This window comes from Ureibacillus suwonensis, assembly GCF_042655065.1.
In the GTDB taxonomy this organism is placed as follows: Bacteria; Bacillota; Bacilli; order Bacillales_A; family Planococcaceae; genus Ureibacillus; species Ureibacillus suwonensis.
Genome location: NZ_JBHSNQ010000179.1, coordinates 1 through 26720, shown reverse-complemented (window position 1 = coordinate 26720; position 26720 = coordinate 1). Strand labels below are relative to the sequence as shown.

The window sequence follows — 26720 nt, the reverse complement described above, 5'->3', positions numbered from 1 at the left end:
CCCTCCTTGATACTAAAATTTGGTTGGCGAACCAAAATTTATTTTAGCATCAAGTGGGATCTTTTTTAATACCTCGCTATAAGCTATACGGAACCCCCTGCCTAGCAGGGGGTTTTCTTTTTTACAACAAAAACGCCGCTTCCTTTACCAGAGTAAAGAAAGCGGCGTGAGTCTACAGCATCTCATAGCAACACCATGTCGACCATGTAAAACCCATCTCCACTTCCCTCCGCTGGTATTACCCAGATCAGGTGCTAAGGGTCTCAAAGGTACACTTTGATCTCAGCCTATCTAAAGGCACCCCTAGTGGATGTTTCACAATCACAATTTCCAATTTATGTTTATCATATCATGCACAAGCTGGTTGTCAACCAACTTTCTGCCCAATGTTTGCGCAGTCTTCCACAATCCGCTGTCATCAAACGATCGAATGAAAGTAAAACGGTTCGTAAAAGCCCATGGACCAGGAAGAAAGTGCGGGCGGAGCGATAATGAACGGCCAAAGTTTTAGAATGTGCAAGACCTTCGATATGGAGGCCATTTTTTTTTATGTTTAAATATGAAAGACATTAAATAGTCTTAAAGTATATAGGAATTTTTCATTTTTTTTTCAGCCTTTTTTGATACGCTTGTATAAAAAGACTGTGCACAAGAAGGTGAAGGTCGAATGAACATTTTATTTGCTGAAGATGACGAGAATTTGGGAAAAATGGTCCATCATTTATTGCAAAAGGAATATGGCCGAGTGGATTGGGTGAAAGACGGCCAAAGCGCTTATGATTATTCCATATTCACCGATTATGACGTGATCATTTTGGATTGGATGATGCCTGGTATGAGCGGGCTTGAAGTATGTAAGCGCCTCAGAGAAAAAGGTTTTAAAGGTGGAATTTTGTTTTTGACAGCCAAAGATTCCGTTGAAGATGTGGTGGAAGGATTGGACTCGGGGGCTGATGATTATTTAGTGAAGCCTTTCAAATTCGAGGAGCTTGTGGCGAGACTCCGGGCATTGTCACGTAGAGTCGATAAGCCTTTTGAAGAAATTCTATCATTGGATGATCTGGAATTGAATTTATCCAATCATGTTGTAAAAAGAAATGGCAAAGTGATAGAACTTTCAAAGAAAGAATATGAGTTGCTGGAACTGTTGCTGCGCAATAAACACCAAGTGTTGACAAGGGAAATGATCATTGAAAGAATATGGGGATTTGATACAGATGTAACGGAAAACGCATTGGATGCGTTAGTGAAACTGCTTCGGAAAAAAGTGGACGAGCCGGGAAAACCATCGATCATCAAAAATGTGAGAGGCGTCGGCTACAAGTTGAGGGATAGCCATGGAAATTAATAAAGTGAAATTGAAGCTCACCTTGATTTATTCAGGATCCCTCCTGCTTATTTTAATGATGTTTATTTTCGTGCTGTATCTTTTTATTTCGAATGCGATCAATAAACAGGAGATTGAAGAACTGGAACGGTTTTATGAGAAGGAAAACCATGAATTTTTAGAAGAACTGTACAAAAAAAATTATATAAGAATCATACCGGAGAGTAAGCGTAAAAAGAGATTTTTCGAAGATTTTGAAGAAGAGGATTATGATGAAATCGACGAAGAATTTGAAGAGAATGAGCCGTTGAAATATCGACCGGAAAGGGATATTTTCTACTACGTATTGGATGAAAATTTTCAATTAATCGAAGGCGAAGGGACCGTCCAAGGTTTTGAAGAGTATTTTGAAACAGATTTCACCCCTCCATCTTCAAGAACCGTAAAAGAAATCGAATGGGATAAGGTCCATATCCTTTATATCTATTATCCCCTTCAAATGGATGACCGGTTGATCGGAAGCGTTGTTGTCGGAAAGGATATTACCGACGAAAAGCATTTGTTTCAACGAATTATTTGGATATTATTGTTTTTAACCATCTTTTTCAGTTTGCTTTTTGCTCTGGCAGGGAACTTCTTTGCCGGCCAGGCAATGAAACTGATTATAAAAGCATATGAGAAACAAAGAAAGTTCGTTTCTGATGCGTCCCACGAACTAAGAACACCTCTCAGTGTTTTTTATAGTTCCATTGATGTGTTGGCGAGTGAAGAAGAGGAACACTTGAGTCCATTTGGAAAACAAGTGTTGGAAGATGTGAAACAGGAAGCGGAAATGATGCATAAACTTTTGGACGATTTATTATTTTTGGCAAGACATGACCAAGGAAACTTTAAATTGGAACTGGAAGAATTCGATCTCTCTTCACAGGTTCATTCATTGCTGAACCGGTTCAAAAGAATTGTACCATCCCAATTGACACTTCAAGAAAATATACAGGACGGGATCCGGATCAAGGGAGATAAAGTAAGAATTCAACAGCTCCTTTATATATTGCTGGATAATGCCGCACGCTATACGAAAGAAGGATCCATCACATGCTCATTGGCCGAACAGGGAGAGAAAATCTTGTTAAGCGTGAAAGACACGGGAATCGGCATTTCTCCAAAGGATTTGCAACATATTTTTGAACGTTTTTACCGGGGAGATGAATCAAGAAAACGAAACGGAACAGGGCTGGGTCTATCCATTGCCAAAACAATTGTGGAAGCCCACGGAGGAGAAATCGAAGTGAAGAGTGAAGTCGGGAAAGGGACAGAGTTTATAATTAAATTGAAGAAATATTAATTGCATATAAAATCAAAAGGTTATCCGGGAAAGATTGGATCTTTCCCGGATAACCTTTTTAAGAGGGGTTTCAATACGGTATATTAAGGAGGTTAATTAGCACTTTTACTATGAACGGCTTTTAATTTGCCTTCAAAATATCGGATTATAAGCAATGTTGTAACGAAAACAATTCCTAAACAGTAGATAAAGATTGCCCAAACCTGGTCGGAATCGGTTCCGATGAAAATGCCATGGAGAATCATAAACACCCATGCAGGAATCACTAAGAAGTGAAGTTTTTTCCATAGTTTGAAACCGAGTTTTTTCATGAAGAAATCGGAAGTGGCCATGACGATTAAGAACAGATAGAAGGAGATTGTTCCGATTCCGGACAAGAACGGTTCATTTTCGGCAGCGAATGGAATGATTAATTCACTGATTTTATAAGGAACGTAATGATCCACCAATAGCAAGGTGCCGTGGAACACAATGGTCAACATCCCAATCCATCCGCTGATTTTGTGCAGTTCCATCATAAGCTGTTTTTGATTTTTAAAAGAAGAAATCTTTTGCATCAGACCGGCCATGATGGAAAGGGTTAGTAGAAAATAGGCAAGAAAGCCGGATACACGTATGAGATTCCAGTTAGAAAACAGATCCAGTATCATCGGGTTTTATTCCCTCCCGTCTCAATTTTTCCATCAGATTTGACAAGGACATAACTGAACTTTTGGCTGATGTTGGATAAAACAGAGTCAACAGATGCGTCATTCGCCATAAAGCAAACTTTGGCGCCGACTTCCGCATCGATGCAATGGTCCATGACCACCGTTGCCTGGACAATTTCTGTATCTACAGGCATTCCATTTCTTCCGTCCAATAAATGATGTTTTTTCACGTTTCCTTGGGTCCAGCTGCGGTACACAATATTGGATGTGGCAATTCCTCCATTTTGGATGGAGAAAGATCCAATGGTTTTTTCCTCGTCGAAAGGATGTTGGATTCCGATTTTCCACGTTTTCTCTCCGTTCGACCATATGGACATATCTCCGCCGCCGTCCACGATTCCATATTTGCTGCGAGTGTTATTTTGCAGCCATTTGGCAATGGATTCCACTGCATAACCTTTCGCAATTCCGCCCAAATCAATTTTTTGGTCTGTATGTTTGATGATTTGATAGTCGTCCATAAAAATGAGGGGTTCCGATTCGTTTTCATAATGTACATTCGTTGAATCATTGTTGGCCGTATTAAAAGGAAAGGATCGATTATATCCATGGTTCTCCAAAGGTATAAGCATATAAGGGGAAAATCGCCCCTCCGTTTTTTGCCGATATTCTTCCGCTTTTTTCAGAAGGTCGTACAGAATGGGTGAAACACGTACCGTTTCATTTTTTTTGGCTTCATTGAATTGCCAAAGTTCATTATTTTTGCGAAATCTTGAAAATTCCTGTTCGATATATTGAAGAAAGGAAATGACATAACTTTTCCATTCGGTTCCATCCCGATTTTCGATGGTAATGCGAAAATTTGTATTCATGATATTGAGTTGGATGGAATCCATTTCGCTGGCATTATGATCTTCTTGTTTTGTAGTAACCATAATCATCGGCACCTTGATATTGGTTTTGATTGAGCGTAAAGTTGCTCCAGTCCAGTTTAACCAGTTCTTTTTCACGTTCACTCATGGAATCATTGATCTCAATTTCCAGTGCAGCATCGTTAGGGTTCGTTGCTGATGAATGGACCGGCGTATCATTGATTTGGCCCAATACAAATGCTGAAAATGCAACACCTGTAATTCCGACAATCCATTTCGCTTTATTGTTTGCTTTCATTTTTTTCACCCTACCCTTTAAAATTGTTGTAAGACAAATGTTTCGTTTGTTTCGTCCCATTCCACGCTATAACCAAAGGCATTGGCTATAACTGAAAGAGGAAGATAAACCGTTTTTCCATAACTGAAGGCTTTTGCAGGCATTGGTGTTTTGATCATATTTTCATAAGCGGTGTTTGTTCCGGCACGAACGATCAATTCTTCTTTGCCATTGGAAAGTTCAAGAATTCGGCTTTGTTCGTAATATTTCGATTTGATACCGAAAAGTTTTGCCATTTTTTCACCTGACACGAGCAATTGACCATTGGAAGGGAGAACAAGAAGAGTTTCTGTTTTTCCGTTCAATTTAAAGGGAACTTTTTTTGCTTCTTCAACTGGTAAATTGTTGCTGATCGTAATATTGGTATCTCTTGTCCAAACATTCCAGTAAGATGGTTGAACGGTATTTTGTTGGAAGTTTTTATAGTTTCCTTCCCGTTCATATTCTCCTTTCCATTTATAATCGTCGTCATCGTCATCATGGTCGTGTTTATCAAATTTTTCGAAGTAGTTGTTTTTATCGCTCTTTTCGTATTTCGGATAATAGTAGCGATCCCCCTTATAATGGTCATCCGCACTTGCAATGTTTACGACTGATTGAAAGGCAAAGAATAGAATAATAATGAAAATTCCATATTTCAATAATTTGTTTTTCATTTTCCTTTCCTCCTTTTGATTATCATTTTAGGAGCCATTTCTGAAAAAAAAATGAAAGAAAGGGGGATGGGTAAAAAATTTTTTATTTTTTTGACCAAAAATAGGCAGCATCCGGATGAAAGAGGAACAATTCGTACGAAAGAGGGGGTTCACTTCAAAAAGAGTGGTATCCGCACCAAAGGAGGGGCTTTCCGCACTAAAAAGGGCGGTATCCACACCAAAAAAGGTGGCATCCGCACCAAAGGAGAACCTATCTGCACTAATTAAGGCAGCATCCACACCAAAGGAGAACCTATCTGCACTAATTAAGGCAGCATCCACACCAATGAGGGAATCATCCGCACTAATGCAGCTCCCTTCTTCTCCGAAACATAATGTTATCCCAAGAAAAAAAGAGCGAATCTCTTCCTTCGCTCTTTTGTGACTAAAATGAATATGGACACCGGAAAAGAGAATAAAACTGCATGACGATCGCCGATGCAATCAAATCCGACATCGCCAATATTTCAGTTTCAATTTCATCAAACACATCAATATCTGCTTGGAAATTTTGTTGAATCATCGTCACAGCTTCGTTTTTCGTCAATTCCAAATGGGTGTAAAACATTTCTTTCAGAATGTCCTTTGATAAATACGGATTGATCCTGCTCAAAAATAAAACAATTGCATCTGCATTTTCATACCATTCTTTCTCTTTGGCATTCACTGTGCCAGTATCCCCTTTTACCGCTGCTGTTACAAGCTCGGCGGCAATGACCAGGTGTTCTTTGATCAGTTGGGCATAGGCATCTGCAATCTGGTTGCCGTAAAAAGGTCTCAGACAATTGCCCAAATCGGTTGCGTTTTGCAAAAGACGTTTCTGAACAAACGGTAAATCGGGCAACTGAAACACAATACTGATGATGATCATCCGGGTCCAATTCACATGCTCCATCCATAGCAGCCGGTTCATCGCCATAAAATCGGACTCATTTTTACTTATACAACGGTGATCCGGATAGTATTGTTGCCGAGTTATGATGTGCCGCAGTGGTGCGGAGTATTGGGAAAATGGTTGCGGATAGGAGGCGCTGAGGGAGTAAGTGAAAGAACCGTTTGAGGTAAATGGGTACATATTTGATCAATCCCTTCGAATCGTGAATCATCGGGCCCTTTTCTAGTTTACTCAAGAGCAGTGATGATGGTGAAAATCAACGGATTGTTTTCTCCATTAAATTGAGCTTTTTTCACACCAGCCTTTGTAAAAGGGATTATAATGAATGTAGAGTGTTGGTAACAGTTCTGATGAACATAATCAAAGGAGTGCGGAGTTAAGCCGAATGATTGGCGCAATTATTGGAGATATCGTTGGTTCACGATTTGAGTTTAATAATTATAGAAGAAAAGATTTCGATCTGTTCACGAAGGATTGCAAAGTGACGGATGACAGCATCATGACTCTCGCCGTCGCCAAATCCATTATGGAGACAGAGAAAATCCTCAAACCTTCTTTTCACAGTACTCATCCCATTTATTACGCACAAGTGGAAAAAATGAGCGTCAAATATATGCAAGAAATTGGACGCAAATATCCGAATTGCGGTTACGGCGGAAGATTTAAGGAATGGGTTCACAGCGACAATCCCCGTCCTTATAACAGTTTTGGAAACGGCGCGGCCATGCGGGTGAGTCCGGTCGGATTTGCGGTGAAGACAGAACGGGAAGTTTCCCTGCTTTCTAAAGCTGTGACGCGGGTAACCCATAATCATCAAGAAGGAATCAAAGGTGCTGAAGCGGTGGCGGTCGCAATTTATATGGCACAACGCGGATGGTCAAAAGACGAAATCCAGAAAAAAATCGAAGGACAATATTATCCATTGGATTTTACAATTGATGAAATCCGGGATTCCTACAAAACGGATCTATCCTGCCAAGGAACCGTTCCGCAAGCCATCAAAGCCTTTCTTGAATCCACTTCCTTTGAAGACGCGGTACGGAATGCCATCTCCATCGGGGGAGACAGCGACACGATCGCTGCCATCACAGGGGCTATTGCAGAAAGCTATTATGGTGTACCGGCCGATTTGAAAGAAAAAGCCCTTACTTATTTGGATAATGAACTGCTTTCCATTTATCATGACTGGGAAGAGTATTATGAGGAACGAAAGAACAACAAGCAAGTTTCGTGATTTCGATAGGGACTTCAGCTATTTGTCAGCTGAAGTTTTTTTATGCGCAAAGAGATAATCCATTAGTTGCAAGTCGGAAATGTGAGAGCAGAAATAAAGTTTTTGTGATAAAATAACATAAAAATTCCATTACAGGATTTTATAAACAGTGCATTGAATGCAGCAGGATGACGTACTATGTTGTGGAGGTAAAAACATGGAAGAATCAAAGAAGAAAACGACTGCGTGGGGAATCATCGGTGTCGGGGCACTTTTTTTGTTGGGCAAGTTGAAATGGATCCTGCCTATATTGAAATTCCTGAAAATAAAAACATTGATTAGCATGGCGATATATTTGGCAACTTACGCCGTTTTTTACGGATGGAAGTTTGCCTTGGCACTTGTATATCTGTTGTTTGTACATGAATCCGGGCATTTGGTTGCTGCCAAAAAATTAAAATTGCCGACAACTCCTGCTGTGTTCATTCCTTTTGTGGGGGCGTTCATCGGTATGAAAGAGCGGCCCAAAAATGCGAAGGATGAAGCCTTTTTGGCTTACATGGGGCCATTATTTGGACTGCTTGCCTTTTTGCCCGCCATCCCTTTGTATATTTGGACGAAAGAACCTTTTTGGGCATTTGTCATTGTGTTGGGTTCCATCATCAATCTCTTCAATCTCATTCCAATGACACCGCTGGATGGGGGACGGATTGTTTCGGGGATCAGTACTAAGTTGTGGGCAGTCGGCTTGGTTTTGCTTTTGGCTTATGCGATTTGGGCAGGAAGCTTTATAGGTTTTATGGTGCTAATCATGGGGATCATTGAGTGGCGGAGAATTCGGGAAGAGCAGAAGAATATTGAGTATGATCGAAATCGCGCAAAAGATTATCAAGAGATGTTAACTTCCCTCAGAAATATAGCGGAAACGTCCACCTATGAACATTTGCAATATTTCGCCCAATCATTGAAACCGAATTTGCAGGTTGAGGAAAAATTGCAAAACACTTTGCATCTATTGGATGAAGAAGATGGAGAAATGACGGATGAGGAAAAAGAAAGAAAGAGGGAACTGAAGAAACAGGAATTTCTTTCGGCTTTTGAGAAAGAAGTGGAGAGAATACATAACTATGTTGAGGAAACCGCTTCTTATTATCAAACAGATGGAAAAGTGAAGGCAGGTCTTTTCGTCATTTATATTGCACTGGCAATCGTATTAGGAGTTAGTAGTTATTTAAGTTATCCGTTACTTCCTCCTTTGGAATAGGGAGGCGGATTTGGAATGGCCGACAACTTTAATCGGCCTTTTCCAAAGCCAGCTTGATTCCAAATCCGATAATGATGGTGCCGGTGATTCCTTCAATCACATGTTTGGCTCGCGGTTTTCTCATCAAATCGTTCACCACATTGATGAAATAAACAAAAATCACCAGCCATAAAGCGGACAGTACAGTAAAAGTGAGCCCCATTATCAGAAAGGGCAAAAAGGTGTCATTGCCCCGCTCCACAAATTGAGGGAAAAAGGAGAGGAAAAAGAGAGCCACTTTTGGATTTAATAGATCTGTAAAAAATCCTTGTTTGAAACAGGATTTGTTTTCATTCGGTCTTTTGATGTCCACCGGAATGTTGGTTCCATCCTTTTTCACTAAAGACCATAAAATCTTGGCACCCAAGTAAATTAAGTAAACCGCACCAGCGTATTTAATGATGGAAAATAAAAGGGCGGATTTCACAATGATTGCCGATAATCCCAAAACAGCGGCAAACGTATGGCAAAGAAGGGCGCAAATTATGCCCAAAGATGTTTTCAGGCCGCCGATCCGCTGATTGATTAGCGTGTTTTTCGTTACAACAGCCGTATCAGGGCCGGGTAATATTATAAGAAAAATGCACATGAGGACAAATAAAAAGAAATTTTCCAATTCAAAACACCTTTCTAACGGAGTATAGGATGTAATTTATTATATATAAAGGTGAGAAAATTGGAGAAAAAATTTTTAATATTCCCTCATTTAAATTCGGGATTGTAAGAATCATCACAGAATGGGTGGTACAAATCATTTGGAAGCATGGAGACATAAAATGAGAGAGATGTTAAATAAAATTCGGGAACCGGAAGGAATTTCTTCATCGAAAAAAATAGGGTATACAACTTTATTCTGTATTTTAGGTATGATGATGGGGATTATTTCCAAAATATTGGATACTTCCGCAATTAATGAATTGCCTTATGTCCTTCAAGTCTTGGATTTGGGAAACTTTCTTTCCCGTTTGGGAGTTTGGCTTTTCTTCGGAGTGATGATATCGGTTTATAGTAAATCGCCGATGAGGGCCGCATTAAATGTGCTAATGTTTTTTGCAGGAATGGTGGGGAGTTATTATTATTACACTGTTGCAGTGGCCGGGTTTTTTCCAAAATCCTACATGATGATTTGGGTGGCACTGACAATCCTTTCGCCGGTTTTGGCCTTTGTTTGTTGGTATGCGAAAGGAAAAGGATTGGTGCCGATCATCCTTTCCTCCGCCATTTTTATGTTCATGACAAGCCAAACTTTTGTTTTTGGTTTCTGGTATTTTGATCTTACGCATCCATTGGAATTGCTGATTTGGATCGCCACAATCCTTGTTTTATACCAATCACCCGGACAAATCGCTAAAGTGGTGATGATTGGAATGGTCCTTTTTATTATTGTAGGGAGCCAAGTGCCATTATATTATGGTTTGTTCGTTCTTCTTTTCTTGAATTGATAAAGGCTTATTAGGGAAGGTTCCCTTTTTGATGCCAAAAATAACCGCAGACATTTAAAGCGTCTGCGGTTATTTTGGTTGGAGGGTTGACTTCTATTATTAATCATCGATTTTTACTTCCAGAATATCTCCGTTGACGGCGTTGATTTTAATATCGATTTCTGTGTATTTTTGTTTGAATTCAATTTCATAAATTTGCATTCCATAGTCTGCGTCAAGGGACCAGCTTGTTGGGGCAAGCCCTTGCACTTCCGGCACTTGTAAAGCGATTGCGATGGCTTCACTTGGATCCATCACGCTTGAAAGATCCAATATTTCATCAGTATTTTTGTTTCTTTCAAATTCATTTGCATAGATTTCTTTTGTGGTTGCATCAATTTTTAGTTCGTATTCATTTCTTGAATCAAAACCATCGATATCGTAATATAAACCTCCCAATCCTGTTTCTAAATCAACAGATTCAATTTTTGCATCCGGGTAAGTTTGGTTAAAGATTTTCAAAGCCTCTGAAAATGAAACTTTTGGATTAACGATATCAACATTGTTGGCCTGATTTCCTGTTGAAAGATTTTGAATTGGATTTGAAGTGCCTGCTTGATTAAAGGAATCAACATTTTCGGTTGATGTATTTGCGCCGCATCCAGCTAATAAAAGTAATGTGCATCCTGTCAATGTCAATTTTTTTAACATATTTATCCGCTCCTTCTAATTGCCTGCATGATAATCCTTTTGCAAGCTTTCATTTTTTACTTTTTACTTCTACAAGAACATACCTGCCTGTTTATCCCCTTTTTATCTCCTGTCTTCCGATCAAGTATGTTCACCTCTTTCCTTTCCGTTTCGATTTCTATAAAATGATCAGAAATTTTTCACCGCCATCCAGCACTTCGAAACCAATATCATCTTTGTGATTATCAAGATACTACTGAATTCTGAAAATTGTATGAAAGAAACGAAAAAGGATTAACAAAATAAAAAAACAACCGGAAGACGGGTCCCGGTTGTCGTTTTGGCGTATGGTGAGGAATTGTTTCGGTGGATCATGAATCCCCATTTTATCTTGGGAATGATGCAAAAGGAATAAGAATTGGGGCTATATAAGTGGGCGGTAAAATCTCCTTTCCGATTTTGCCGCCTGAGTTTTGGTATTAATGATTCAATACTTCTTTCATATAGTCGACCAATTCTTTGCTGCGTTTTTCCAATAATTCAATTTCATTGAAAACTTCCTCCGTTATGGAAGCCTGTTCTTCGGAAACAGCGGAAACTTCTTTTGTCCCATTATTTAATTGATCTAAGTTGTCCCGAATGGTATTTAATGACTTACTGATTGTTCCCAAAGCTTCTTTAGTATGCAGGGAAAGCTTCCGAATTTCTTCGGCCACTACACCGAATCCCCTTCCGGCTTCACCGGAGCGGGCTGCTTCGATAGCGGCATTTAACCCTAAAAGATTCGTTTGACTTGAAATGCCTTCAATCAATTTAACGACTTCTTCAATATGTTTCGATTGTTCAAAGGATTTGGAAGCCTGTCCGCTGATATCAGTGCTTGTGGCAGTCAGTTCCTGGGATTTTGCGGAGAGCCGTTCCATATTTTTATGTAAAGTTTGAATGATTTTATTCATTTCTGCCAAGGCGTTGTCAATATTGGCTTCACGATCGAGAGGTTTTGAGTATGTAAGAATCCCGACAACTTCTTTTGTTCAAAGTCGTGAATGGGCAAGATCTTTGAGGCTACGGGCATCCCAAAATATTCAGGCGGAAGGGTCATGGAAATTTTTTCACCTTTTAATACATTTTGAAAGGCATTATCGTCGTTGGAAAAAATGGAGTCCCCCACTTTCACATCTATATAGATTTTATCAGAGGGTGAAAAATAAATATATTTTTCCTTATCAGTGATTGCCAGAGCTGTGGAAGATCCCAGCGTTTCTTTGATCACAGGGGCAATGTCAATAAAAGCTTGCAAACTACGATTCAACTTTAAACATTCCTTTCATGGATTGTAATGTTTTTCCAGTATAGCGGTTATTTTTTATATCGACAACTTCCGGGTTTTTTCGACCCTGTTTATTAATCAATTCTTATAAATTGATTTGAAATATATTATAAACTCTGTTATTTTATGGGTAAACTAATTTACATTTTGTAAATTAGTAATAATAATTAGGAGGTTTTTATAATGAGATTGAAAGACAAAGTTGCCATCATTACTGGTGCGGCAAGCGGCATGGGTGCTGCAGAAGCGAAATTGTTCGCCAAAGAAGGGGCAAAAGTTGTAGCAACTGACGTGAATGAGGAATTGCTGCAAAAAGTGGCCGAAGAAATCAAAGCGGAAGGCGGGGAAGTGTTGGCTATCAAACATAACGTGGCTTCCGAAGAAGAATGGAAATCAGTTGTTGCAAAAGCCGTTGAAACATTTGGAAAAGTGGATGTACTGGTGAACAATGCGGGCATTTCAACCGATAAAACGCTTGCAAATATGACGATGGAAGAATGGAACCGCGTGATGGATATCAACTTGAACGGCTGTGTGATGGGAATGAAATATACGATTCCTGAAATGCAAAAAGCGGGCGGAGGTTCAGTGGTCAACATTTCATCTATCGGCGGCATTGTCGGTATGGCCGGTTCAAGCCCATATACGGCGGCAAAAGGCGCATTGCGTGCATTATCAAAATCCGCTGCAGTGGAATACGCAAAAGATAAAATTCGTGTAAACTCTTTGCATCCAGGCATTATCGTGACGCCGATGACAGCACCGACAATTGAAGCGGCAATGCCATATTATAAAGCGTTCACACAACTTCCATATTTCGGAGAACCTGAAGATGTGGCTTATGGCGTACTATTCTTGGCTTCCGATGAATCACGTTTTATGACGGGTGCCGAATTAGTGATTGATGGCGGTTGGACAGCGTTGTAATTTGTTTTTTCATTGATATTTTCATGCTACTATACAAGTAGTAGGTGATATCAATGAAACTGGACCCAAGACAGGCAAAATCGAAAGAAAAATTGCATAGCGCATATTTATCTTTGATGAAAGATGGAAACGTGCAACTCACGATTCAGCAAATATGCAAAGAGGCCGGTTTGACGAGGCCGACATTTTATAAACTTTACAACGATATCAATGAGCTCAGAAGGGATCTATTCAATCATCTGTTGTTGCAGTTGAAGGAAGCCCTGACAATTCAATCCCCGAAACCACTGAAAGAAATGCCGAAAGAAGAAATGCCAAGAAACTTATTTTTGCTTTTTGAGCATATCCAAAATAATCGCATTGCTTATGAAACTTTTTTAATTCATCAACCGGATGCGTTATTTATTCAGGGCATTTTGGATATATTAAAGAGGTATGTGGAAGAAGGGATTCATTATGCCGAAACCCGTCAATATTTGCTGAGTGAAAATGAGGAATTGATCATTTCGTATATTGCGGGCGCCTATTTGGAAAGCATCCGATGGTGGATTACCACCAATTACAAATGCACTCCAAATGAAATGGCAGCCACGCTTATCGAATTATCGATAAATGGTCCATACATAAAGCGATTTAATTAGATGCTTTGATTGGCTCATCATCCATTAGATGTCAGGCCTTTCACAAAAAGAGGCTGGGACATAACTAATAAAGTGAACGAGCTGCAAAAAGATTTTTTGTAATAAATTGATTGGAGTGACGGGGCGACTCCTGCGACGAGCCCTCTCGAGACCCCGCAGGAGCGAAGGATTGAGCTCCGAGGAGGCTCGAGTCGGGCCCGCGGAAAGCGTCCCCGGAACGGAAATCAATTTTCTTCAATTATCAAAAAAACACCATTTTCTCCCGGGAGAAAATGGTGTTTTTTATCTTTTGTCCCAGCCTCTTTCTATATTATTTTTTTTGAATTGAAATTGTCCATGTAGCATCATCAATTTGCTCGAAATTGGTTACTGTATGCCCTTCTTCGGCAGCCCAACGTGGGATGGATTCGGTAGCTTGAGTACAGTCAAAATCGATGACCAATTCATCGCCCGAGTTAAGTTCTTTCATCGCTTCTTGTGCTTCAAGTAAAGGGAATGGACAAACCATGCCAAGTACTTCCAATTTTTTTCTCATCGCCGTTTCCTCCTTTAATTTTTGAGTGCAATTTCTTGTTGATTCAATGCATTAAACCGAGGCGGGTTGTTTTTCGAGTTTAACGGATTTGGCTTTTTGGCGTGGACGAACATAGACAAAATATGAAGCCGTCCAAGTGCCTAAAATCATGAAGAGCAAACCGATCCAACCTTGCCATGTCATAACGGCCGTCATCACCAAGCCGTTCCCGATTGAACAACCTCCGGCAAGACTGGCTCCAACTCCCATTAAATTACCGCCAATAAAACTGTTGATCCCCGTTTTAACATCCGGCATTCTAAAACGGAATTCATTGCTGCCCTTTGCCGCAATAAATGAACCTGCAAAAATACCTAAAACCAAAAAGACGCCCCAGTTGATAAATGTACTATCTCCAGTAGTTAAATACTGAAGGATATTCGCTGAAGGTGTCGTAATTCCAAGTCCGAATACGCGTCCGGTTGCCGCACTTAATGGCCAAGCAAGAAATGCGATAATTCCAATTAAAGAGGCTGTAGCAAACGGATTCCAACGTTTTTCAAATAAAATATGTGCCAAACCTGTACGTTTTGGTTTTAAAGTCGGAATTGCGATTTTTGGTTTTGTGAATTGTTTGTATAAAATGAAGCCGACAATCGCCGCAAATGGTATGACGAGGAACCAATGATTGATTCCGATGGTATCTGGAATGGAATTCGCAGGGAGCACACCAACTTGTTGGAACTTCTGATTAAATGGTGCGAGTACGCCGCTTTTCATGATTGTACTCATTAACATATAACCGGCTAATGCAATCCAGCTTCCAATGAGGCCTTCACCAGCACGGTACCATGTCCCCGTTGCGCAGCCTCCCGCCAAAATAATGCCGATGCCGAATATATAAGATCCAATGATGACAGAAACAATAGGAAATGCTCCTGCCGAATATTCGAAAACCCCCAAATCCATCAGCAAGAAAACGCCTATGCTTTGAATCGCAATAGCAAGCAGCAATGCATAGAAAATGCGGTTATTTTTCGCCAAATACATATCGCGAAATCCGCCGGTTAAGCAAAAACGTCCTCTTTGCATGACGAAACCTAACGCGGCCCCACAAAGTAGTCCAGAGATAATCATGTATGCCATATATGTTAACCCTCCTAATCTAATCTATAGTAAAAAGATATGAATATAATACATTCAGAAACACCAATAATCAATAATAAAAATAAATATAATAAAAATAAGAAAATTTACAAAATTAGTACACTTTAATCGTTTAAATGTTGGTGAAGTGGAAAAATATCTCTTTCGGGAAGTTTGAACTTTTGAAAATTTTTCTAAAAAAAATCAATTTTTATTGAAATTTTTTAGGGATTTCCTCGTCATATATTTAGAAGAAATTTTTAAATGAAAAAGTAGAAAGAGGGAATTGATATTGAGATTGTCTGAAATTCATCCGATTTTCTATCACGCTCGCATCGAGCAAAAAAGACTTTTTCGAGCAATCACAGATTTCACGAAAAGAAACCAGTTTGCCAAAACGCGCGATTTAACGACCACTTTCCCTTTTACTTGCAAAAAACATCAATCATTATTAAGAAGGAAATTGGGCAACAGTGATCCACAGTTGCAAGAAAATAAAATTACCAATTTAAAAATTGCGACAAGTAAAATTGACGGTGTCATCATCAGGCCAGGAGAGACTTTTTCCTTTTGGAAACTTGTGGGGAGAACAACGAAGTCAAAGGGATATATTGAAGGTATGCAATTAAAAATGGGGGAAGTAAAGACGGGAATTGGCGGTGGCATTTGTCAGCTGGCCAACTTGCTCTATTGGATGGCTCTACATACTCCCCTTGTTGTCGTTGAAAGACATCATCACAGTTTTGATCCGTTCCCTGATTCGGGCAGAACCCTCCCGTTCGGCAGCGGGGCAAGCGTTTTTTTATAACTATGTGGATTTGCGTTTTTACAATCCAACAAATCAATCCTTTCAAATCAAAGTGTGGGTGACGGACAAACATTTAAAAGGCGCGATCTATTCAGATACGGAAATGCCATGCTCATATCATATTGAGGAAAGAAATCATCAATTTTTGCAAAAAGACGGTAAAAACTATCGTCAAAATGAAATTTGGCGAAAAACATACGATAAAGTGACAGGGCAAATGATAAAGGAAGAATTATTGATTGAAAATTTCTCGGAGGTCAAGTATCCGATTCCCCCTGAGGTTTTTCAACATAGTGGATATGAATTTTGTGTGGTAGATGAAGCGTAGAAAGATGATAATAAAAAGTGCCAGGTACTTTAGTTAGGTACCTGGCACGACTCTTTTCATGAAATTTTAAAATTGTTTATATGTGTTCTTAGTTCTTCCGCTAAGTCTGTTAAAGATTTTGCAGAGGAATTGATTTCTTCCATGGAAGCCAATTGTTCTTCCGTAAATGCTGCAACTTCTTCAGAGTTAGCGGCATTTTCTTGGGAAACTTTTGTAAGAATATTCATTTTTGCAACAATATCTTCCACGTTCGTATAAATCTGTTCCATTGTGTCTGTAATTTCTTCGATTTGTGGTGTAATCGAATGGGATGTTTCTATGATTTTTTTAAATTTTTCTGCTGTCGTTTCAGTGACGGTTAATCCTCGGTTCGTATTTTCCAGCACTTCATTCATTAATTTTACAGAAGTGTCCGTATCATTTTGAATGCTTCGAATAATTTCTTCTATTAATTTAGTGGAAGATTGAGATTGTTCAGCTAGATTTCTTACTTCATCCGCAACAACAGCGAAGCCTTTACCGTGTTCGCCAGCGCGAGCCGCTTCAATGGCCGCATTTAATGCAAGCAGGTTGGTTTGATCAGCAATGCCGCTGATAACACTTAAAATATTGCCGATTTCTTTTGAACGGGAAGATAATGATTGAATCATTTCATTGGATTTGTCGACAGATTCATGAATATGTTTCATTTGATTTACGTTTTCCACAACGGCTACTCTTCCATCTTCAGCTTCTTTTGAAGATTCTCTGGCAAGTTGTGTTACTTGCTTAGATTTTTCAGAGATGTTGGATATGCCGCTAAGAATATTTGTAAGCAATCTATCATTTTGTTCGATATGTTCATTGGCTTGTTCCGCTCCGCTTGCAATTTCTTGAACAGCGGCTGAAACTTGTTCTGTTGCATGAGCGGATTGGGTTGAACTTGCTGATAATTGTTCCGATGAAGAAGCCAAATGTTCAATCGTTTGCTTAATTTTTTTAATCATGCCTTCCAGATTGCTGATCATTCCGTTAAAACTGTTGCCGAGTTTTCCGATTTCATCTTTTGATTTTACTTGAACTTTCTGAGTAAAATCTCCTTCAGCGATTTTATTGGCAGAATGAACCAATGATTGGATTGGTCTGATTAATGAACGAACAATTAACAGGATTAATACGCTGCCAATGATGATGCTCGCAATCAGGATAATGATCGTATTTTGGAGAATTGGGAAAGCTCGATCGTTGATTTCACTGGAATACATAGTTCCAGCCAACTTCCAACCTGTTAAATCGTTGGTTGTAAAAAACATTTCTTTTTGTTTGCCGTTAAATGTATAACTGAAAGTGCCGGAATCTTGTTTATATAGTTTTTCATATTGGTTTTCATTTGGCATTTCTGAACCTTCATCCAGCTCCGGATGATAAACAATATTGCGTTTTTCGTCAGCAATAAAGGCATAACCGGACGTTCCGATTTTAATTTGGGAAGCAAAGTTTTTAATTGTATCTAGCTCTACATTAAATGCAACAACACCATGTCCATCTTTCGTTGTTTCGGCTACTGTGACAACTAATGTTCCAGTTGCTAAAGAGGTATAAGGTGCCGAAATAATCGCTTCACCTTTATGTTCCATGGCTTTTTGATACCATTCTCTAGTCCGTGGATCATAATCATCGGGGTTTTTCATTGAGGCAGGTGCATTAATGTATACTCCGTTTTCTGTTGCAATATAAACGAGGGATAAGTCATCATGAGTTGCTTTAAAACTCTCAAGGGCTTTTGAAATTTCTTCACTTACACCGATATTGGAATTTTCTACAACGGCGACTTTTGTGGCATCTAACGTCTCCGCTAAATAATTGACATTTTTTAATAATGGCGTAAAAAATGTTGTCACAATTTCATCCATTGAGTTCATAGAGGAAGTAGCGGATTCATTAAATTCATTTTCCACAACCTTTTGAGCATAGTGGTATGAAAGTACACCAACAATGACGGATGGTACAATTAACATTAGCAAAAAAGATGTCCATAATTTGTTTTTCATTGATGAGTTGATTTTTGTTGCTTTCATAACATTTTCCTTTTCTATTATTTTTATAGTGGCAACACACTAAAAGCATGCGATATTTTTATCGTATAGTTTTGGAATTTTTGAAGAATAAAAGAGTGTTTGATAATAATTTTTTTACAGCGATTTTATCAAGTGTTTCAAATTTTAAAAATTATACTAAAATAATTATTGTGTTTTTATAAATAAAAAAGCCTGTAAGTATATTTACAGGCTCTGAAGATTGTTTCTTTTTTCAATTTGAATGGTCATATGATGCAATGAAAAATCATCGTGAAGCATCTTCTGGATTTTTCTTAATACAACTTGCTCATCCGCATCTTGTGAAACAATTACGTGGCATGTAAATGAAGGGTAGTCGGAAGTGATCATCCACAGATGCAAATCCGCCACTTCTTGCACTTCTTCAATCGTAAGCAATTTTTCTTTAATCATGAGGGTTGATAATTCCTTCGGTGCCGCTTCCATAAATATGTTGAATGATTCCCTCACCACCCGGAACCCACTGGTACTAATGACTATGGCCACAATCATGCTGGCAATGGGGTCCGCCAATTTCCATCCGAAAAGCAGGATTAAGATCGCAGCGGTAATCGCGCCAACAGATCCGAGCATATCCCCGAGCACATGGAGAAATGCGCTTCTCACATTTAGATTATCCTCATTTCCTTTGTTTAAAATAAGAGCAACCGCAATGTTTACCAATAAGCCAATCACCGCTACAATCAACATTCCCATGCTGGCGATTTCCGGCGGTTTCGTAATGCGGTGGATCGCTTCGATCACGATAATAATGGCGATACCAATCAATGTCATCCCGTTCAGGAGGGCGGCAAATATTTCAATTCTGCGGTATCCGTAAGTTTTTTTGCTGTTAGCCTCCTTTTGGCCAATGATGATGGCAAATAAACTGAAACCCAATGATAAAGAATCCGTCAACATATGTCCGGCATCGGACAGCAAAGCCAAACTGTTTGTGATCAGTCCCCCAACCACTTCGACAAGCATAAAACTGGTAATAAAAATAAAAGCCCATTTTAGAGCATTTTTATTTTTATTATCTTCGAGCTGACCGTGGTAATTAAGATGATTTGGATCCATCATAAATAACACTTCTTTCCATTCGTCTTTATTTTTTATCATAGCAAATAAAAGGTGGAAATAATTTGTATTTTTTAGGTAAAATCTCATCTTCATATTATAGTATGCCGCGCCCCTTTTTGGTAATCAAATCAACCTGCAGTTGATGAATGTTCAAAAACGTAACTATTATTTGATATAAATTCGTTCCCTTTTTCATTAAGATAAGAATAAAGGATGATGATAAATATGGATCATTTTCAATTTACAAAGATTTTTGCAAATCGTCGAAAAGAATTGAAGTTGACACAGGCACAAATCGCTGAATATATAGGGGTTTCAAGAGCGGCGGTTTCCAAATGGGAAAAGGGGCAAAGTTATCCCGACATTACACTGTTGCCCAAATTGGCGAAATTATTCCATCTCTCAATTGACGAATTATTGGGTTACAATTCCCAGATGACCAAAGATGAAATACGGCAAACCTACATCCGGCTTTCAAAGGAGTTTTCAAAACAGCCTTTTGAACTGGTTGAACAAGAAATTGAGGAACTATTGAAGGAATATTATTCCTGCTTGCCATTTGTTCTAAAAATGGCACAACTTTATTTAAATTACGCTCCCAAATCGCCTGATCGGCAAAGAACATTGAACAGAGTCATTCAACTTTGTTCCCAAGTAAAAATGTTCAGCAAAGACTTTTTGCTCATTAACGAAGCGACGATGATGGAGGCCGTTGCATTATTGCAATTGGGGAAACCGGAAGAGGTTTTGGAATTATTGGGAAATGATATAAATCATCCTGTGGAGGCCAACCAGCTCATTGCAACTGCCCATCAAATGATCGGAAATTCAAAGAAGGCTAAAGAAATCATCCAAGTCAGTTATTATCAAAATTTGGTGCAACTGGTTTCCTATGCAACGGAAAGCATGATGATGGAGATGGAAAACGGGGATTATGTGGAGGAAACGGTTCAAAAAATTCACCGGCTTATTCAGCTCTTTGATTTGGAAAGCCTTCATTTCAATACTTGTCTGATTTTCTACTATAAAGCTGCCGCAGTATTTGTTTTAAAGGGTCTCCAAGAACAAGCGATGGAGATGCTGCAATGTTACGCAAAGCTTTGTACAAAAATAAAATTTCCGATGAAGCTGCAAGGAAATTCTTATTTTTATTTAGTGACCGATTGGATAGAAAAAACATCCGTCATTGGCGGAGAAGCTCCGAGGGATGAACAATCCATTAAAAAGGATTTGGTGCTGACCATTTGGAACGATCCAATTTTTGCACCTCTGAAAGAAATCAACGAATTTAAAGCAATGATGCTTAATTTGGCATGTCATTTAAAGGTGGAGGAGGTTCTAAAATGATGGACATCAATTGGGCGTTAGTGGCCCCGCTGTTTGTAATTCAAGTTGTTTTGCTGATTGTTGCGCTGGTGGATTTAATCCGCATTGAGTCGACGAACGGGCCGAAGTGGCTATGGGCGTTGGTTATCATTTTTATTAATATCCTTGGACCAATTGTGTATTTTATTTTCGGGAGGAAATCATGATTACCGTTCAACATTTAACCAAAAGTTTTGGTACGCAAACTGTGGTATCGGATGTTTCGTTCACCCTTGAAAACGGTTCTTTTACGGCGCTGATTGGTCCAAATGGCGCCGGGAAAACAACCATATTGTCCATGCTCGCCGGCTTATTGAAACCAACCAAGGGAACCGTGAGCATGGAGGGGATCAAGGATATCCGGAAGGAAATCGGATTTTTGCCCCAATATCCGCAATTTTATCCATGGCTGACGGGTCTGGAATTCATTGAAATGACGGCAAAGTTGAGCGGGATTTCCGCAAAGGATGCCAAAAAAGAAGCGGAAAAAGTTTTGGAATTTGTCGGCCTTAAAGACGCCATCCGCAAAAAAACATCCCAATATTCCGGCGGTATGAAACAACGGCTTGGCATTGCCCAGGCAATTGTCCATAAACCGAAACTGCTGTTATTGGATGAACCTGTATCTTCCCTCGACCCGGTTGGAAGAAGGGAAATCATGAATCTGTTGAAACAATTGCAGCTTGATTCCACGATATTGTACTCAACCCATATTTTAAATGATGCGGAAGAAATGACCGATCAACTTCTTTTTTTGAAAAAGGGACAGGTTGTGGAAAAAGGTTCTTTAAACGAGATTCGGGAAAAATTTGATGTGCCCCGTATTCGAATTCAATTTGCGAAAGTTGAAGAAGCTACCGGTTACGCTTCTCAAACAAAATGGTCCACTGAGGTGGAAGGAACTGTTGTTTATATCCATATAAAAGATTATTTCCCCACAATGCAGCAAGTGATGGGGGAACTATCCAATTCCCCATTTACAGTATTAAAGATTGAACGGGAACTGTTGACCCTTGAAGAGATTTTCATGAAGGTGGTATCGCCATGAGGAAATTCACCACACTATTTCAAAAAGAATTGCGGGAAAGTTGGCGCAGTTTCAAGTTTTTGTGGATGCCGCTCCTTTTTATATTTCTTGGCATCTCGGATCCTATCATGAATTATTATATGGAAGATATTTTAAATGCGGTGGGAAATTTACCGGAAGGATTCACCATGACATTTCCTGATTATACTCCTGCGGATATTTTGCTCGCTTCCACTGGCCAGTTTCAGTCGATCGGTCTTATTGTACTCGTGATACTTGCGGCGGGGATGATCAATCGGGAGAGGCAAAATGGAACGGCCCTTTTCTTATATGTGCGGCCCATTTCATTTACAGCTTTGTTTTTCAGCAAATGGGCGGCAATAAATTTGCTTGCCGTTTTCAGTGTTATTTTGGGTTATGGGGCGAGCATGTATTATACAGCCATTTTATATGGTACTGTGAAGCCCCTTCTTTTTATTCAAATGGTTGCAAGTTATTGTGTCTGGATTTTCTTTGCAACGACCATTGCCCTTATGTTCAGTGCCATGTTCAAAACAGCCCTTTCCATCACATTCACGGTGATCCTTTTGCCTATTGGCGTTCTTATCCAGTCATTGATAGGACAGTTTTGGAACGTTTCACCATGGAAATTGGCGGATTACAGTGTCCAATTATTAACCCAAAGCGAAAACGAATATTATGTGAAAACATTGGTGTTAACAATCGTTTTAACGGTCATCTTTATGATCATCGGTGTCCTATTCACCCGGAAAAATGCTTCGACAGTTAAAATCTAAAAAAGTTGGAAGACCTTTTTCATCATCGAGAAAAGGTCTTCCGCTTCATTAATAGCCCCAATCGATTACTTGCCATTTTCCTGTTTTACTGTTTCGCTTCAATATCCACATCCAATCCGTATAGGTTGAATCAGGATTAAATCCTTGATTGATGCTTGACGGGCCGGTTTTGAAATTGGAAAACAGGATGATCATATCTTCTTTTTTCAGGCTTTTTCTCACTTCATCACCGGAATTCACATAAACTTCAATTTCTTTTTCGTAGTCCTCTTCGGAATACCATAACTTTGTCAAATGGCATCCTTCGAAAGATTGGAACTGTTCTTTTACTGCTTCCATTGCCTCATGAATTTCTTCTTCGGTAAAGTGCCTCGATTTCTCCATTTCAATAACGGCATCTTTTGTTTCCCCATTTTTCGCGCACGCTGTTAAGACAAAGATAAGGCAAATGAATCCCAGAAAATACACCCACTTTTTTGCGTTCATATAGAATCCCCCAATTCAATTCATTTCTTAATAAGACAATATGAATCAAAAATGAGTTCCAAAAAATATGAATTCAACACTTTGAAAATAGTACAACCTGTTATATGCTAATATAATTGGATGGATGTAAAATCAAAAAATTACTATAAGGAGTTATAAAATGAAAAAGATATTAAACTCTTTCATTTTGACGATGGCCGCCATTATTATGATGGTTGGTTGCACAAGTATTGAACCGTCAACAAACGGCAGTGATCAAACAGTTGAACAATCCGCAACGAAGGAGAGATCCGCCGAAACCATTACCGAACGTTTTCCAGGATATAAACTGATAGAAGTGGATGGAGGGGATTTGTCCGGGCATCGCGAACCCAACGTGGTAGTGGATATTGGCTTTGGCGATCGGGAGTACTGGGCATTTACGAACGAATACGGGCAGCTTGTAAGGGTGATTGCCGATGAAATCATTTTGCAGGATGACCGCACAGAACCTGTCACATCATCCGGAAGATATTATGATGATGAAGCGAAAGTCCCTGGCGTCGAAAGACCGGATTTGGATGAAGGGCATGTCATTGCCGATTCTTTGGGAGGGGTATCCAATGCATATAACATTACACCGCAAAATAGCACACTGAACCGGCATGGCGATCAGGCCTATATGGAAGATGTGATTCGTAAAGCGGGGGGAGCAACGGATTTTGAAGCGATCATTACATATCCAAATACAACAACACAAATACCTTCCCATTACAAATACACTTACACGGTGAACGGGCATAAGGTTGTGGATGAATTTGATAATGTGGATCCCGATAAAGTAAACGAGTCGCTTGGATTGACCCGCAATAAAAATTCGAAATCAGCCGGTTCCAACAAAAAAGGGGATATTTCCGCGATCGATACAAACGGTGACGGCCAAGTATCCATAAAAGAAGCGAAAGCGGCAGGATTCAAGATGCCGATTACGAAGGATCATTGGCTCTACCCTTATATGCATGATGCGGATCAAGACGGTTTGGTAGGAGAATAATCTGCATTGACGATAAAAGATAACGGTTGTTTGTGCGGATCGGTTTGTAAACAGAAAAAGCTCTGCAATCCTGGTTGGATTGCAGAGCTTTTGATTCTTATTAAGATAAAACTTTAAATTGACTTACTTCTTCCTGAAGCATTCGGGCGCCATCACTCAAAGATTTTGCAACATCATTGATCTCATTCAAGCTGGCTGTTTGTTCTTCGACAGAAGCATAAACCGTATTTGACTGTTCCGCCGCATGATTAGCCAAATTCGCCATCTCTGAAACGGAGGCGGCGACTTCTTCCGTGCTTGCCGAAATTTCTTCTGTGGAAGCGGAAATTTCTTCAATTTGAGATGACATGGTTGTAATGGCATCCAAAATATCGTTGAAGGCCACTTGGGCATCTTGCAAGTATTCCACACCTTGATCGACGTTTTGGACAGTTAGGTTCACACTGTTTTCCACTTCTTTTGTACCGGTTTGAATTTGTGAAGTAAGTTCAATAATTTTTTGAGCCGAGTTCTTAGATTCTTCTGCAAGTTTCCGGACCTCGTCTGCCACAACGGAAAATCCTTTTCCATGTTCACCCGCCCGTGCAGCTTCAATTGCAGCATTAAGGGCCAACAAGTTTGTTTGCTCCGTTATATTCGTTATTACATTGGTGATGTTTTCGATTTCCGCTGATTGGCTGCTTAAATGTCTTATTTTTTCTTTGGTTTCATAGGATGATTGTTGAATCACTTTCATTTGTTGTTCGACTGTTTTTATTGTTTTGCCGCCTTCTTCAGAAATGGAACGGGTATTGATTGTTTGTTCCAACAGGGTTTGAGCGGCTTCTGCGATTCTGCCGACTCCTTTTGCTGTATCGTCAGTTGCAGCCGCGCATTCCTGGCCGGTAGCCGCCGCTTTGGAGCCGTTATTTGCAAGAAGTTCCACTGAATTTGCGACATCTTTTGAAGCGTGGGCGATTTCTTGAGTGCTGGCAGCCAATTGTTCGGCGGCCGCCGTCGTTTGGGAAACATTTGCCGATACGTTGCCGATTAAGTGGGCAAGGTTATTTTTCATTGTATTAAAGGCTTGTGCCAAATCATTTATTTCATCTTTTGTTTTCACGGATACATCTTCTTCGCGAAGATCCCCGGTAGCCATCACTTGAGCTGCTTTTGTCAATTTATTTAAAGGAGCAGAAATATTTCTTACAATAATGATGGTTAATAGAATCGAAACGATTGCCGATAAAGCCGCAATCACTATTTGAATGATTATGCTTCTCTCCGCATGGGATGTAGTGTCCACTTTTGTTGTATTCATTTGTTCTGTTTGGAAATCAATGATGGTATTGATTGCATCCTGAATCGCTACATTCGCCGGCACCGCATTATTAAAAAGCACATCATAAGCCTCGTCCAACTGTTTTTTATCGACATAATCAATCACTTGATCGACATATTCACTGTATAATTGTTGCTGTTCTTTGACGATTTTGAATTGCTCGATCATGGAAGCATCCCGGAATAAAGATTCGATTTTTTCGACCGTTTCAGCAACAATTTTCCTTTGTTCATACAACTTTTCCAAGTCTTCATCGCTCTGGCGCAATACATAAGATCTGAGATACAAACCTTGCAGAGAAGAAGCGTTTTGAATTTTCCCGACTTCAACGACCTTATGCACCCGATCGTCAATTAAGTAAGAATAATCGTCATTCACTTTTGAAATTTGGATGGAAGAATAAGTTGCAAGAACGATTAAAATGAAGATAATTGTACCGAAGCTTGCAAGTAACTTGGTTTTGATTGACATATTTGTTCACTCACTCCGTTAATTTTTTGATATTTTATAATGAAAAAATTTGTAAAACAAAAATAAATAATAAAACAAAAGAATAAATATGGGTATTTTAACCCTATAATATAAAACCGTATAATTAGGTAAAAATACTCATTTTAATGGTATAAAAAAAGTCTAAGTTTATTGCAATTATAATTTCGACAGAATGAAATAGAATTTAATAGGAAAATTGATTTTTACCGTTTTTTCATAACTAATAAAGTAAATTCCGGTATAAGTAAGCCAAAATGATCCGTTATTGATGACTATAAGAAATCAGGCCAGGTAATCCTACACACAGATCCCCTGATTTTGAGCCGATTGAAATATGAAATTAAACAAGTAAACGGCGATTCAATCAGAAGAATCGCCGTTTTTTGTTGAAAAACATTTTGAATCAATTAAAACTATTTCAATCTAATTTAGAAATGACTTTTTATACGGTTGCATCTATGATTTCGTAATCGAGCATTTTGCACATTTTTCAACCCAAGAGTCATAAGGTTTTCTAAAGCATAAAAAAGGACTTCACCCCTTATTTGTAGAATTTTGAAGTGACCAAACCACAAAAATCCATAAGGAGGAAGTCACTT

30 protein-coding genes and 1 riboswitch are annotated in these 26720 nt (G+C 39.2%); of the genes, 15 read left to right on the top strand and 15 right to left on the bottom strand.

Annotated features, from left to right (window positions below; all coding sequences use genetic code 11):
- Positions 1-207 precede the first annotated feature (207 nt).
- Positions 208-315: riboswitch (TPP riboswitch) on the bottom strand.
- A 352-nt stretch (positions 316-667) separates the two neighbouring features.
- The gene (locus ACFPOH_RS13710; protein ID WP_342468421.1) at positions 668-1348 is read left to right on the top strand and encodes a response regulator transcription factor; all 681 of its coding nucleotides are present in this window, start codon (positions 668-670) and stop codon (positions 1346-1348) included.
- Positions 1338-2672: a sensor histidine kinase gene (locus tag ACFPOH_RS13705; RefSeq protein ID WP_390310194.1), complete on the top strand. Its 1335-nt coding sequence runs from the start codon at positions 1338-1340 to the stop codon at positions 2670-2672. The genes ACFPOH_RS13710 and ACFPOH_RS13705 overlap by 11 nt, the downstream gene beginning before the upstream one ends.
- Before the next feature lie 92 nt (positions 2673-2764).
- Here ACFPOH_RS13705 and ACFPOH_RS13700 read toward each other — a convergent pair whose 3' ends face one another.
- The 4 genes from ACFPOH_RS13700 to ACFPOH_RS13685 are packed head-to-tail and all read right to left on the bottom strand — an operon-like array spanning position 2765 to position 5187.
- Complete coding sequence (locus ACFPOH_RS13700) at positions 2765-3322, bottom strand: ferric reductase-like transmembrane domain-containing protein (RefSeq protein ID WP_342468423.1); 558 nt, start codon at positions 3320-3322, stop codon at positions 2765-2767.
- Complete coding sequence (locus ACFPOH_RS13695) at positions 3319-4257, bottom strand: FAD:protein FMN transferase (protein ID WP_342580475.1); 939 nt, start codon at positions 4255-4257, stop codon at positions 3319-3321. The genes ACFPOH_RS13700 and ACFPOH_RS13695 overlap by 4 nt, the downstream gene beginning before the upstream one ends.
- The gene (locus ACFPOH_RS13690; protein WP_342580474.1) at positions 4229-4492 is read right to left on the bottom strand and encodes a hypothetical protein; all 264 of its coding nucleotides are present in this window, start codon (positions 4490-4492) and stop codon (positions 4229-4231) included. The genes ACFPOH_RS13695 and ACFPOH_RS13690 overlap by 29 nt, the downstream gene beginning before the upstream one ends.
- A 17-nt stretch (positions 4493-4509) precedes the next feature.
- The gene (locus tag ACFPOH_RS13685; RefSeq protein WP_390310191.1) at positions 4510-5187 is read right to left on the bottom strand and encodes a copper amine oxidase N-terminal domain-containing protein; all 678 of its coding nucleotides are present in this window, start codon (positions 5185-5187) and stop codon (positions 4510-4512) included.
- A 66-nt stretch (positions 5188-5253) separates the two neighbouring features.
- Here ACFPOH_RS13685 and ACFPOH_RS13680 point away from each other — a divergent pair, with 66 nt between their 5' ends.
- Entirely contained in the window at positions 5254-5454 is a 201-nt protein-coding gene (locus tag ACFPOH_RS13680) for a hypothetical protein (RefSeq protein ID WP_390310190.1), read from the top strand.
- 157 nt (positions 5455-5611) lie between these two features.
- On the opposite strand, the gene ACFPOH_RS13675 is transcribed toward ACFPOH_RS13680, so the two are convergent.
- Positions 5612-6301 carry a hypothetical protein gene (locus tag ACFPOH_RS13675; protein WP_342580471.1) on the bottom strand — a complete coding sequence of 230 codons (690 nt, stop codon included), beginning with the start codon at positions 6299-6301 and terminating at the stop codon, positions 5612-5614.
- 205 nt (positions 6302-6506) lie between these two features.
- On the opposite strand from ACFPOH_RS13675, the gene ACFPOH_RS13670 reads away from it, so the two are divergent.
- Positions 6507-7355, top strand: coding sequence for an ADP-ribosylglycohydrolase family protein (locus ACFPOH_RS13670; RefSeq protein ID WP_390310188.1), 849 nt, complete (start codon positions 6507-6509; stop codon positions 7353-7355).
- A 196-nt stretch (positions 7356-7551) separates the two neighbouring features.
- Positions 7552-8598, top strand: coding sequence for a site-2 protease family protein (locus ACFPOH_RS13665; RefSeq protein ID WP_390310186.1), 1047 nt, complete (start codon positions 7552-7554; stop codon positions 8596-8598).
- 28 nt (positions 8599-8626) lie between these two features.
- On the opposite strand, the gene ACFPOH_RS13660 is transcribed toward ACFPOH_RS13665, so the two are convergent.
- Positions 8627-9253, bottom strand: coding sequence for a LysE family translocator (locus tag ACFPOH_RS13660; protein WP_342468431.1), 627 nt, complete (start codon positions 9251-9253; stop codon positions 8627-8629).
- A 160-nt stretch (positions 9254-9413) separates the two neighbouring features.
- On the opposite strand from ACFPOH_RS13660, the gene ACFPOH_RS13655 reads away from it, so the two are divergent.
- Complete coding sequence (locus ACFPOH_RS13655; RefSeq protein ID WP_390310184.1) at positions 9414-10079, top strand: hypothetical protein; 666 nt, start codon at positions 9414-9416, stop codon at positions 10077-10079.
- A 99-nt stretch (positions 10080-10178) separates the two neighbouring features.
- Here ACFPOH_RS13655 and ACFPOH_RS13650 read toward each other — a convergent pair whose 3' ends face one another.
- The 3 genes from ACFPOH_RS13650 to ACFPOH_RS13640 form a co-directional block, all read right to left on the bottom strand.
- Positions 10179-10769: a PepSY domain-containing protein gene (locus ACFPOH_RS13650; protein WP_390310183.1), complete on the bottom strand. Its 591-nt coding sequence runs from the start codon at positions 10767-10769 to the stop codon at positions 10179-10181.
- Between the two features lie 458 nt (positions 10770-11227).
- Complete coding sequence (locus tag ACFPOH_RS13645) at positions 11228-11704, bottom strand: methyl-accepting chemotaxis protein (RefSeq protein WP_390310181.1); 477 nt, start codon at positions 11702-11704, stop codon at positions 11228-11230.
- Complete coding sequence (locus ACFPOH_RS13640) at positions 11701-12060, bottom strand: hypothetical protein (protein WP_390310180.1); 360 nt, start codon at positions 12058-12060, stop codon at positions 11701-11703. The genes ACFPOH_RS13645 and ACFPOH_RS13640 overlap by 4 nt, the downstream gene beginning before the upstream one ends.
- 201 nt (positions 12061-12261) lie before the next feature.
- Here ACFPOH_RS13640 and ACFPOH_RS13635 point away from each other — a divergent pair, with 201 nt between their 5' ends.
- Complete coding sequence (locus tag ACFPOH_RS13635) at positions 12262-13005, top strand: SDR family NAD(P)-dependent oxidoreductase (protein ID WP_390310178.1); 744 nt, start codon at positions 12262-12264, stop codon at positions 13003-13005.
- A 53-nt stretch (positions 13006-13058) separates the two neighbouring features.
- On the top strand, positions 13059-13646 hold the full coding sequence (locus ACFPOH_RS13630; protein WP_342580464.1) for a TetR/AcrR family transcriptional regulator: 588 nt from the start codon (positions 13059-13061) through the stop codon (positions 13644-13646).
- Positions 13647-13956: 310 nt separating this feature from the next.
- Here the strand turns inward: ACFPOH_RS13630 and ACFPOH_RS13625 are convergent, their stop codons facing one another.
- Positions 13957-14181 carry a sulfurtransferase TusA family protein gene (locus ACFPOH_RS13625; protein ID WP_342580463.1) on the bottom strand — a complete coding sequence of 75 codons (225 nt, stop codon included), beginning with the start codon at positions 14179-14181 and terminating at the stop codon, positions 13957-13959.
- A gap of 51 nt (positions 14182-14232) precedes the next feature.
- Positions 14233-15306 carry a YeeE/YedE family protein gene (locus tag ACFPOH_RS13620; protein ID WP_342580462.1) on the bottom strand — a complete coding sequence of 358 codons (1074 nt, stop codon included), beginning with the start codon at positions 15304-15306 and terminating at the stop codon, positions 14233-14235.
- A 292-nt stretch (positions 15307-15598) separates the two neighbouring features.
- Here ACFPOH_RS13620 and ACFPOH_RS13615 point away from each other — a divergent pair, with 292 nt between their 5' ends.
- Together ACFPOH_RS13615 and ACFPOH_RS13610 are read left to right on the top strand one after the other, a co-directional pair.
- Complete coding sequence (locus ACFPOH_RS13615) at positions 15599-16114, top strand: VanW family protein (RefSeq protein WP_390310177.1); 516 nt, start codon at positions 15599-15601, stop codon at positions 16112-16114.
- 10 nt (positions 16115-16124) lie between these two features.
- Positions 16125-16442 (top strand): hypothetical protein, encoded by a 318-nt coding sequence (locus tag ACFPOH_RS13610; RefSeq protein WP_390310175.1) that lies wholly within the window; start codon positions 16125-16127, stop codon positions 16440-16442.
- Between the two features lie 56 nt (positions 16443-16498).
- On the opposite strand, the gene ACFPOH_RS13605 is transcribed toward ACFPOH_RS13610, so the two are convergent.
- Positions 16499-18499 (bottom strand): methyl-accepting chemotaxis protein, encoded by a 2001-nt coding sequence (locus ACFPOH_RS13605; protein WP_390310173.1) that lies wholly within the window; start codon positions 18497-18499, stop codon positions 16499-16501.
- 204 nt (positions 18500-18703) lie between these two features.
- Positions 18704-19600: a cation diffusion facilitator family transporter gene (locus ACFPOH_RS13600; RefSeq protein ID WP_342580459.1), complete on the bottom strand. Its 897-nt coding sequence runs from the start codon at positions 19598-19600 to the stop codon at positions 18704-18706.
- 225 nt (positions 19601-19825) lie between these two features.
- Between ACFPOH_RS13600 and ACFPOH_RS13595 the strand changes: the two genes are divergently transcribed.
- Genes ACFPOH_RS13595 through ACFPOH_RS13580 form a run of 4 tightly spaced genes read left to right on the top strand, consistent with a single transcriptional unit; the run spans position 19826 to position 22789 of the window.
- On the top strand, positions 19826-20947 hold the full coding sequence (locus ACFPOH_RS13595; protein WP_390310171.1) for a helix-turn-helix domain-containing protein: 1122 nt from the start codon (positions 19826-19828) through the stop codon (positions 20945-20947).
- The gene (locus ACFPOH_RS13590) at positions 20944-21132 is read left to right on the top strand and encodes a PLD nuclease N-terminal domain-containing protein (protein WP_390310170.1); all 189 of its coding nucleotides are present in this window, start codon (positions 20944-20946) and stop codon (positions 21130-21132) included. The genes ACFPOH_RS13595 and ACFPOH_RS13590 overlap by 4 nt, the downstream gene beginning before the upstream one ends.
- Complete coding sequence (locus tag ACFPOH_RS13585) at positions 21129-22013, top strand: ABC transporter ATP-binding protein (protein ID WP_390310168.1); 885 nt, start codon at positions 21129-21131, stop codon at positions 22011-22013. Before ACFPOH_RS13590 ends, ACFPOH_RS13585 begins: the two co-directional genes overlap by 4 nt.
- The gene (locus tag ACFPOH_RS13580; RefSeq protein WP_390310166.1) at positions 22010-22789 is read left to right on the top strand and encodes an ABC transporter permease; all 780 of its coding nucleotides are present in this window, start codon (positions 22010-22012) and stop codon (positions 22787-22789) included. The genes ACFPOH_RS13585 and ACFPOH_RS13580 overlap by 4 nt, the downstream gene beginning before the upstream one ends.
- A 48-nt stretch (positions 22790-22837) precedes the next feature.
- On the opposite strand, the gene ACFPOH_RS13575 is transcribed toward ACFPOH_RS13580, so the two are convergent.
- On the bottom strand, positions 22838-23275 hold the full coding sequence (locus ACFPOH_RS13575) for a hypothetical protein (protein ID WP_342580455.1): 438 nt from the start codon (positions 23273-23275) through the stop codon (positions 22838-22840).
- A 160-nt stretch (positions 23276-23435) separates the two neighbouring features.
- Between ACFPOH_RS13575 and ACFPOH_RS13570 the strand changes: the two genes are divergently transcribed.
- Complete coding sequence (locus ACFPOH_RS13570) at positions 23436-24308, top strand: DNA/RNA non-specific endonuclease (RefSeq protein ID WP_342468442.1); 873 nt, start codon at positions 23436-23438, stop codon at positions 24306-24308.
- Between the two features lie 100 nt (positions 24309-24408).
- Here the strand turns inward: ACFPOH_RS13570 and ACFPOH_RS13565 are convergent, their stop codons facing one another.
- Positions 24409-26100 carry a methyl-accepting chemotaxis protein gene (locus ACFPOH_RS13565; protein ID WP_390310164.1) on the bottom strand — a complete coding sequence of 564 codons (1692 nt, stop codon included), beginning with the start codon at positions 26098-26100 and terminating at the stop codon, positions 24409-24411.
- Between the last annotated feature and the right edge of the window lie 620 nt (positions 26101-26720).

Excerpts from the sequence above, each read along its gene's own strand:
- ACFPOH_RS13590 (WP_390310170.1), top strand. The coding sequence starts at position 20,944 with ATGATGGACATCAATTGGGCGTTAGTGGCCCCGCTGTTTGTAATTCAA.
- ACFPOH_RS13580 (WP_390310166.1), top strand. The coding sequence starts at position 22,010 with ATGAGGAAATTCACCACACTATTTCAAAAAGAATTGCGGGAAAGTTGG.
- ACFPOH_RS13570 (WP_342468442.1), top strand. The coding sequence starts at position 23,436 with ATGAAAAAGATATTAAACTCTTTCATTTTGACGATGGCCGCCATTATT.
- ACFPOH_RS13595 (WP_390310171.1), top strand. The coding sequence starts at position 19,826 with ATGGATCATTTTCAATTTACAAAGATTTTTGCAAATCGTCGAAAAGAA.
- ACFPOH_RS13605 (WP_390310173.1), bottom strand. The coding sequence starts at position 18,499 with ATGAAAGCAACAAAAATCAACTCATCAATGAAAAACAAATTATGGACA.
- ACFPOH_RS13670 (WP_390310188.1), top strand. The coding sequence starts at position 6,507 with ATGATTGGCGCAATTATTGGAGATATCGTTGGTTCACGATTTGAGTTT.
- ACFPOH_RS13620 (WP_342580462.1), bottom strand. The coding sequence starts at position 15,306 with ATGGCATACATGATTATCTCTGGACTACTTTGTGGGGCCGCGTTAGGT.
- ACFPOH_RS13635 (WP_390310178.1), top strand. The coding sequence starts at position 12,262 with ATGAGATTGAAAGACAAAGTTGCCATCATTACTGGTGCGGCAAGCGGC.
- ACFPOH_RS13645 (WP_390310181.1), bottom strand. The coding sequence starts at position 11,704 with ATGAATAAAATCATTCAAACTTTACATAAAAATATGGAACGGCTCTCC.
- ACFPOH_RS13710 (WP_342468421.1), top strand. The coding sequence starts at position 668 with ATGAACATTTTATTTGCTGAAGATGACGAGAATTTGGGAAAAATGGTC.
- ACFPOH_RS13565 (WP_390310164.1), bottom strand. The coding sequence starts at position 26,100 with ATGTCAATCAAAACCAAGTTACTTGCAAGCTTCGGTACAATTATCTTC.
- ACFPOH_RS13665 (WP_390310186.1), top strand. The coding sequence starts at position 7,552 with ATGGAAGAATCAAAGAAGAAAACGACTGCGTGGGGAATCATCGGTGTC.
- ACFPOH_RS13680 (WP_390310190.1), top strand. The coding sequence starts at position 5,254 with ATGGGTAAAAAATTTTTTATTTTTTTGACCAAAAATAGGCAGCATCCG.
- ACFPOH_RS13575 (WP_342580455.1), bottom strand. The coding sequence starts at position 23,275 with ATGAACGCAAAAAAGTGGGTGTATTTTCTGGGATTCATTTGCCTTATC.
- ACFPOH_RS13675 (WP_342580471.1), bottom strand. The coding sequence starts at position 6,301 with ATGTACCCATTTACCTCAAACGGTTCTTTCACTTACTCCCTCAGCGCC.
- ACFPOH_RS13705 (WP_390310194.1), top strand. The coding sequence starts at position 1,338 with ATGGAAATTAATAAAGTGAAATTGAAGCTCACCTTGATTTATTCAGGA.
- ACFPOH_RS13650 (WP_390310183.1), bottom strand. The coding sequence starts at position 10,769 with ATGTTAAAAAAATTGACATTGACAGGATGCACATTACTTTTATTAGCT.
- ACFPOH_RS13600 (WP_342580459.1), bottom strand. The coding sequence starts at position 19,600 with ATGATGGATCCAAATCATCTTAATTACCACGGTCAGCTCGAAGATAAT.
- ACFPOH_RS13625 (WP_342580463.1), bottom strand. The coding sequence starts at position 14,181 with ATGAGAAAAAAATTGGAAGTACTTGGCATGGTTTGTCCATTCCCTTTA.
- ACFPOH_RS13630 (WP_342580464.1), top strand. The coding sequence starts at position 13,059 with ATGAAACTGGACCCAAGACAGGCAAAATCGAAAGAAAAATTGCATAGC.
- ACFPOH_RS13690 (WP_342580474.1), bottom strand. The coding sequence starts at position 4,492 with ATGAAAGCAAACAATAAAGCGAAATGGATTGTCGGAATTACAGGTGTT.
- ACFPOH_RS13655 (WP_390310184.1), top strand. The coding sequence starts at position 9,414 with ATGAGAGAGATGTTAAATAAAATTCGGGAACCGGAAGGAATTTCTTCA.
- ACFPOH_RS13685 (WP_390310191.1), bottom strand. The coding sequence starts at position 5,187 with ATGAAAAACAAATTATTGAAATATGGAATTTTCATTATTATTCTATTC.
- ACFPOH_RS13700 (WP_342468423.1), bottom strand. The coding sequence starts at position 3,322 with ATGATACTGGATCTGTTTTCTAACTGGAATCTCATACGTGTATCCGGC.
- ACFPOH_RS13695 (WP_342580475.1), bottom strand. The coding sequence starts at position 4,257 with ATGGTTACTACAAAACAAGAAGATCATAATGCCAGCGAAATGGATTCC.
- ACFPOH_RS13585 (WP_390310168.1), top strand. The coding sequence starts at position 21,129 with ATGATTACCGTTCAACATTTAACCAAAAGTTTTGGTACGCAAACTGTG.